The sequence below is a fragment of the Phormidium sp. CCY1219 genome, from assembly GCF_055795085.1.
The window spans coordinates 1-386 of sequence record NZ_JAYFEQ010000797.1 but is presented as its reverse complement, the minus strand read 5'-3'; the positions used below and the strand labels follow the sequence as shown (position 1 = coordinate 386).

The 386-nt window shown below is 44.3% G+C and carries 1 protein-coding gene; it reads right to left on the bottom strand.

Annotation, left to right across the window (positions count from 1 at the left end; translation table 11 throughout):
- Positions 1-146 precede the first annotated feature (146 nt).
- A complete protein-coding gene (locus AC0QH1_RS24620; RefSeq protein ID WP_324634049.1) occupies positions 147-332 on the bottom strand; it encodes an RRXRR domain-containing protein in 186 nt (61 codons plus the stop codon).
- Positions 333-386: the final 54 nt, after the last annotated feature.

Genomic DNA, 386 nt, shown 5'->3' with positions numbered 1-386 from the left:
CGATATCCCCGGTTTGAAAGCCTTTAACGAACTTGAATCGCGGCACGTAACGCTTTGGAAATCCAAACTTATCCGTGGGACACATTTGCCGCGTACCATAATTGACAATTGACAATTGACAATTATCAATTATCAATTATCAATTATCAATTATCAATTATCACTCGGCAGGGTTTGGGAGTCTCTTCGACCGTTTTTTTGAGAACGATCGTGAAGGGAAAACGACAATAAATTGCCGCTTTCCGAGCCTTTAGCAACCGCCGTGCCGTGCCGGGTGAACAAGGCGTTAGCGGTTTGAGTTGGGTGTCAAGTACGAAAACGAAATTAGACATGGTGTTTGTCTCTAACTCCGAAGAGTGATGTGTGCTTCGCCAATGTTCGGAAAG

Bases quoted from the DNA above. Each gene is read 5' to 3' on its own strand.
- AC0QH1_RS24620 (WP_324634049.1), bottom strand. From the start codon at position 332: ATGTCTAATTTCGTTTTCGTACTTGACACCCAACTCAAACCGCTAACG.